The organism is Flavobacteriales bacterium, from assembly GCA_013001705.1.
Lineage (GTDB): Bacteria > Bacteroidota > Bacteroidia > Flavobacteriales_D > JABDKJ01 > JABDLZ01.
Genome location: JABDLZ010000146.1, coordinates 1 through 6,582 on the forward strand (window position 1 = coordinate 1; position 6,582 = coordinate 6,582).

At 49.8% G+C, this 6,582-nt stretch carries 9 protein-coding genes; 6 read left to right on the forward strand and 3 right to left on the reverse strand.

What is annotated here, in order from left to right:
• The 3 genes from HKN79_06050 to mutY form a co-directional block, all read right to left on the reverse strand.
• The coding region (locus tag HKN79_06050; protein ID NNC83120.1) for an HTTM domain-containing protein at positions 1-280 on the reverse strand (280 nt) is incomplete at its 3' end.
• A 43-nt stretch (positions 281-323) separates the two neighbouring features.
• Positions 324-788 carry a single-stranded DNA-binding protein gene (ssb, locus tag HKN79_06055; protein ID NNC83121.1) on the reverse strand — a complete coding sequence of 155 codons (465 nt, stop codon included), beginning with the start codon at positions 786-788 and terminating at the stop codon, positions 324-326.
• A 12-nt stretch (positions 789-800) separates the two neighbouring features.
• On the reverse strand, positions 801-1,880 hold the full coding sequence (gene mutY, locus HKN79_06060) for an A/G-specific adenine glycosylase (protein ID NNC83122.1): 1,080 nt from the start codon (positions 1,878-1,880) through the stop codon (positions 801-803).
• 112 nt (positions 1,881-1,992) lie between these two features.
• Between mutY and HKN79_06065 the strand changes: the two genes are divergently transcribed.
• The 6 genes from HKN79_06065 to nadD form a co-directional block, all read left to right on the forward strand.
• Positions 1,993-2,283, forward strand: a complete 291-nt coding sequence (locus HKN79_06065; protein ID NNC83123.1) for an integration host factor subunit beta — start codon at positions 1,993-1,995, stop codon at positions 2,281-2,283.
• A 4-nt stretch (positions 2,284-2,287) separates the two neighbouring features.
• Positions 2,288-2,767, forward strand: coding sequence for a tetratricopeptide repeat protein (locus HKN79_06070; protein NNC83124.1), 480 nt, complete (start codon positions 2,288-2,290; stop codon positions 2,765-2,767).
• Positions 2,768-3,058: 291 nt separating this feature from the next.
• Entirely contained in the window at positions 3,059-4,630 is a 1,572-nt protein-coding gene (locus HKN79_06075) for an Rne/Rng family ribonuclease (protein ID NNC83125.1), read from the forward strand.
• Positions 4,631-4,669: 39 nt separating this feature from the next.
• Positions 4,670-5,548: a YicC family protein gene (locus tag HKN79_06080; GenBank protein NNC83126.1), complete on the forward strand. Its 879-nt coding sequence runs from the start codon at positions 4,670-4,672 to the stop codon at positions 5,546-5,548.
• Positions 5,538-6,128 carry a guanylate kinase gene (gene gmk / locus HKN79_06085; GenBank protein NNC83127.1) on the forward strand — a complete coding sequence of 197 codons (591 nt, stop codon included), beginning with the start codon at positions 5,538-5,540 and terminating at the stop codon, positions 6,126-6,128. Before HKN79_06080 ends, gmk begins: the two co-directional genes overlap by 11 nt.
• The coding region (gene nadD / locus HKN79_06090) for a nicotinate (nicotinamide) nucleotide adenylyltransferase (GenBank protein ID NNC83128.1) at positions 6,125-6,582 on the forward strand (458 nt) is incomplete at its 3' end. The genes gmk and nadD, both read left to right, overlap by 4 nt.

The window sequence follows — 6,582 nt, forward strand, 5'->3', positions numbered from 1 at the left end:
CGATGGAGAAAAAGATAGAGGCGGGGCGGGTCCACTTCCCGACCATTATCAGAATTGAGCCGCACAGCAGTGCGAATACAAGTAGATCGAGAGCGGGTTCGGGAAGTGGTTTCAGCCATTCCAAGAATGGATAACTGAACTGGACCTTAGGAAGAACAAGGGCATTCTTCACGAAGTCGATTCGCATAAAATACAAGCACTCGAGCGTCATGAAAAATCCAAATACGGCCCTGAAGAGCCCAAGGGCCGTTGCCCCTTCTGGCTTGTCAAAGGGCTTCATGTGTTCGAGTCGATGGTTCGAAAGTCACTCGGAAGGAGGTTGTTCAAAAAGGAAGATCATCCTCTGGCGTACCTGGAGCAAGAGCCGGTTCTTTAGGGGCAGAGCCTGTATTGGCATCTTGAGCTCCTTGACCCTGCGCAGCATCTGAACGTTGACCGGTATTGTCATCGGGACGAGAGCCGAGCAATTGCAAGACATCACCCACAACCTCGGTGGTGTACCGGGTATTGCCCTCCCTGTCCGTCCAGTTCCGAGTGCGCAATTTTCCTTCGATATAGACTTGCCTACCTTTACTGAGATACTTTTCAGCGACCTCGGCATTTCTGCGCCATAGCACCACATTGTGCCATTCGGTCTGAGTGACACGCTGCCCATTCTTGTCGGTATATACTTCTGAGGTGGCAATTGGGAAATTGGCCACTACAGCTCCATTCTCCAAATGCCTGACTTCTGGATCCTTGCCCAGATTTCCTACCAATATCACCTTGTTGATTCCTGCCATTATAATTCTTTCGAAAGTCTACGTAAAGATAGGGCTTCCTCCAGCAGGCAGGTCCGTGATGTTGAGCGAATTTTCCAGAAATCGAGTGGTGAGCCTGGACAATGCATGATTAGGAAGGTCGCTCCAAGGAATCCGCATTGCATCCGGATCGTTGACCTGCAGAGCGCCTTGATAGATCAAGAAGCGAGCATGGATCACCCGATGACTCAAGAGGTGACGCATATCCACGACCCTCACAGGGTCGCTCATTTTGCCCGCTTCTTCGTACGCTTCCTGCCCTTCCTGTAGGATGAACTCGTAGAGGCCCGCCCAAACGTCCCCGGTAGGGCGCTTGCGGAGATAGGTAAATCCATTATCCAAGACCACATGATAGACCATGTAGCGATTCTCAGGACGCTTGGCCTTTTTCTTCACCGGGAGTTCGGCCACCTTGCCAGTGCGGAAAGCTTCACATCGATCCACTAGTGGACAGGAAAGGCAGTTCGGATTTTGCGGCACGCAGTGTAGCGCACCGAACTCCATGATGGCCTGATTGAATCCACCCGGATCATCCACCTCTTCGAGCAGGAGTTGGGCATAGGTGCGGACTTTTCGTTCTCCAGCAGTGCTATTGACCACATCCCTCAAACCGAATAGTCTCGACACCACGCGACTCACATTTCCGTCCACTACGACCACGGGTTCATCATAGCATATGGAGGCGATCGCAGCAGCTGTGTACGGACCCACACCAGGCAGATTCAATAGGTCTGAATAGGATGTAGGAAACCTGCCTTGCCCATCATCACGCACCATCTGTGCCGCTCGGTGGAGGTTGCGAGCTCTTGAGTAGTAGCCCAAGCCCTCCCAAGTCTTGAGAACCGCATCTTCTGGAGCATCTGCCAGCTCGATCACGTTAGGAAATCGCTCCAAGAATCGGAGATAATAGGGAGTGCCCTGTGCCACCCGGGTCTGCTGGAGGATGACTTCTGAAAGCCATATCCTGTATGGATCGCTGACACCCCTCCAAGGCATCTTACGTTGATGTACACCGTACCACTCCATCAGTGAATGGGCGATGATGGCGAAGGGTGGCAGAGTGGTTTTTTCAGATTTCAACTGATTGATTCTCTTTTTGTTGAAAAGCTTTCATCATAAACTAAGGAACCCTATCTTTGCAGGCCCAAAACGGGATGAGCCAGAAAAATAAGGTTGAAAATATTCGATTTCGATGACTAAAGCAGAGATAGTAAGTGACATTGCAGAGAAGACCGGACTCGAGAAGGTCGAGATTCAAGCGGTTGTTGAAGCTTTTATGAATGAAGTGAAAGAATCCCTGGCCAAGGGTGAAAATGTTTACCTGAGGGGTTTTGGGAGTTTTATAGTGAAAAGAAGAGCCGAGAAGACCGGGCGTAATATCAGCAAGAATACGACCATCGTCATCCCAGCTCACAACATACCGGCCTTCAAGCCGGCCAAGACCTTCGTTGAGAAGGTCAAGTCGAATGTCAAAGTAGGCTGATCTTTTGAAGCAGCAAACAGTCAAGATCGCTGCATCGGCCTTTGCCATTCTACTATTCGTTCTTTTATTGTTGGCACCACGTACTCCGAAGACAGTAAGCGGAGACAGTGAATCACCAGAGCAATCGGTGGATAGTGAAGTTCAGGAAGCATTGCTCATGGTACAAGGAGATCAACCCATGCAAGGCATATTGCGCCTGAGGGAAATCCTGGATGAGGACCCCTCCAATATAGATGCAGCATGGAATCTCGGTCGATTCTCTATAGAGACCGGCCAGTTCGAAAATGCCATTCTGCGATTCGAGCAGATGCTAGAACATGACTCCGAAGGAAAGTACCCGGATGCATTCATTTTTTTAGGTCACGCTTATGAGCAAGAAGGTGACGTGGTCAAAGCAAAAGAGAACTATAACCGATTCTTAGAATCGGAAAGTGAACCGCAACTCATGGAAGAAGTGAGAAAACGAATTGCGGAATTAGAGTGAAAAGTTAAAAACAGTACGTCATGCCGAACGGTAAGAAGAGAAAAAGACATAAGATGTCTACTCATAAGCGCAAGAAGCGCCTGAGAAAGAATAGACACAAGAAGAAGAAGTGATTCTCGTTCGATCCTGATGCGATCGGGCGATTCCTTTTGCCCCACTGTTTCTTCCTGAACGACCACGTCCATACCCGGACAACGTCCTGATCGCAGGATCACCCGTTCATGTCATTGGACATGAAAGCTCTACGATGGATTCCATCGTGGACACATGACGCTAATACCTTAGGGTAAAGTGAACATAGAGTTGGTGATCAACGCCCGTAATGGGGAAGTTGATATCGCAGTCATGGAGGACAAGGTCCTCGTAGAACTGCATAAGCAGAAGAGTGATAGTAGCTACTCTGTAGGAGACATTTACCTCGGTAGGGTGCGCAATGTCGTGCCCAGTCTCAATGCTTGTTTCGTGAACGTAGGACACGAGAAGGATGCATTCTTGCATTATCTCGACCTCGGCCCACAATTCAGCAGTCAGACCAAGTACGTCAAAGGGACCATGAGTGGACGACAGTCCAAACCCATGTTGGACGGCTTCAAGATGGAGCCGGATATCAACAAGGGGGGTAAGATCAATGAACGCGTATCCAGCGGACAGAACATCCTGGTCCAGATAGCCAAAGAGCCCATCTCCACCAAAGGACCCCGACTCACTACTGAGCTGACCTTGGCAGGTAGATACATCGTTCTGGTCCCATTCTCCAAGAAGATATCCATCTCATCCCGCGTGAAGAGTCGTGATGAGAGGAACCGTCTCACCCGATTGATGAAGAGTATCTTACCTCCCGGATTCGGTGTGATCATACGCACGGTGGCGGTTGGTAAGAAAGTGGCCGATCTGGATTCCGATCTCCGCGGCCTGATCGATCGCTGGAAGACCATGCACAAGAACCTCCAGCGGAGCAGCCCGCCCAAGATGATCTTGGGAGAACTCAACAAGACCTCTGCACTTCTCAGGGATATCTTGAGCCATGAATTCACCAGCATACACGTCAATGACGAGGAACTGGCCATTGGTATCAAATCCTTCCTAGCGGAGATCGAGCCGGATAAAGAGAAGATCGTCAAGCATTACTCCGGCAAGGTGGACATCTTCGATCGATTCGGCATCTACCGACAGATCAAATCAGCCTTTGGGCGACAAGTGAATCTCAAAAGCGGGGGCTATCTCATCGTTGAGCATACAGAAGCGATGCACGTTATCGATGTGAATAGCGGAAATCGCAAGCCTAGCGAGAAGAATCAGGAACAGAACGCCTTGGAGACCAATATGGAATGCGCCAAGGAGATCGCTCGTATCCTCAAATTGAGGGACATGGGCGGCATCATCGTGATCGACTTCATCGATATGCAGAAGCGGGAGAACCGCAAAGCACTCCATGAAGAGCTTAAAAGACTCCTCAAACAGGATAAGGCCAAGAGCAATGTGCTGGCCCCGAGTAGATTCGGACTGGTGGAGATCACCCGTCAGCGAGTCCGTCCAGAAACGGATATCAAAACATCGGAGAAATGTCCTACCTGTAATGGTTCAGGAGAGATCGAAGCGAGTATCCTGTTGACTGACGATATCGAGAACATGCTCGAGGCCATAGCACCCAAGTGCAAAGGCAAGGAATTGGCACTATGTGTACATCCATATATCGAGAGCTATCTGACCAAGAACCATGGAACCTTCTGGAAGAAGAAGAACATCCAGAAGGATTGGAGCAAGAAGTACGGGGTCGATCTCAATGTACGGGCGGTAGGATCCTACACGCTTACTGAATTCCGATTCTTCGATACCGAGGATGAAGAGGTCACCGACCGGTGATCTTCCAACGCGGGGTTTAACTTTGTCCAAACTCAGACTATGAAGACGAGCTCTATGACGGGTTTCGGCAAGGCCGAAACATCTACTTCCAATGAAAAAGTGGTCATAGAGATACGAGCGCTCAACAGCAAGCAGCTCGATATGAATCTCAAACTGCCGCAGATCCTGAAGGAACTCGAGATGCCCATGCGGTCCCTTCTCACCGAACGACTGGTACGAGGCAAGGTCGAGCTCAGCGCTAGCTTAGAAGGCGGTATGGATAAGAAAGCATCCATCAATGAGAACCTGGCCAAGGAGTATCATCAACAACTGGAACACCTTTCCTCAGAATTGGAACTGAAGCCTGGTTCTACGGACATTCTTGCCTTGGTGATGAAGATGCCAGATGTACTTCAGACTGAGAAAGGAGAGCTAGGAGAGGAGCTCAAAGAAGCGATCATGCATACTGCAGAAGAAGCGGTCTCCAGGCTGATTGAGTTCAGACAGAGTGAAGGAGCATCTCTGGACAAGGACCTGCGTTCGCATATCCACAGTATTTCAGACCTTCAAGAACAGATATCCCCGCATATCGATATACGCATAGACCGCATCAGGGAGCGTATTCAGAAGAACATGGAGCAGCAGATGGAGGGCAATGATTACGATCCATCGCGATTTGAACAAGAGATCATCTATTACTTGGAGAAATACGATGTATCGGAAGAGATGACCCGCCTGCAAAAGCACTGCGAGTACTTCATAGAGACCCTGGATCTAGAAGGATCCAAGGGAAAGAAATTAGGCTTCATCGCTCAAGAGATCGGTCGTGAGATCAATACCCTCGGAGCAAAATCCTATGATTCGGATATGCAGAAACTGGTGGTCCGGATGAAGGATGACCTGGAGAAGATCAAGGAACAAACACTCAATGTCCTCTGAGAACGGACATACGGAAAAAGGAAGATGCATCATCGTCTCCGCTCCATCCGGAGCTGGAAAGACCACTATTGTCCGTTACCTGCTCGATCAGGATCTGGGACTGGAATTCAGTGTGAGCGCTACATCTCGCAAGGCAAGACTGGAAGAACTGAACGGTAAGGACTACCATTTCCTGTCGGTAGAACAGTTCAGGATGAAGGTGGATTCTGGCGAATTCATCGAATGGGAGGAGGTGTATCCTGAACAGTATTACGGAACCCTCGCCTCGGAGATCCAGCGCATATGGAAAGAAGGGCACCATGTCATCTTCGATGTGGATGTGGTCGGAGGACTGAACCTGAAGAGGTATTTCGGAGACAAGGCTCTGGCCATCTTCATTCAACCTCCGAATATCCAGTCACTGGAAGACCGCCTCAGGGCCAGAAGGTCAGAAAGTGAGGAGACCATGAAGCTGAGGCTGGATAAAGCGGCTCAGGAGCTTTCTCGAGCGGAGGAATTCGATGTCATCGTGGTCAATGATGACCTCTTCAAGGCCTGTGAAGAGGCGGAATCGATCATCAAAGACTTCATCTCCCGATGAGAGTTGGGCTTTACTTCGGTAGTTTCAACCCCCCGCACATAGGGCATACGGTCATTGCCGAATTCATGCTCCAAGAAATGGATGCTGATGAGGTCTGGCTGGTGATATCCCCACAGAACCCGTTCAAACAACAGGATGACCTACTGGATGAATCTAAGAGACTGAGCCTGGTCAAGCGGGCCTTGGACGGACATTCACGAATTATGCCTTGTACCTTCGAATTCGACCTTCCTAGACCATCATACACCATCGACACTATGCGTGAGATGACGGCAAAGCATACAAAGGAGGAGTTCTTTCTGGTCATGGGCAGTGATAATCTGATAGGCATTGAAGGCTGGAAGGAGTATAAAGCCCTGATCACCGAGCATGAGTTAGCCGTGTATCCCAGACCTGGATATGCGCTCGAGGAGGGCTATATCGAGCGACTAGGAGGTCGCATCACCCTGACCGA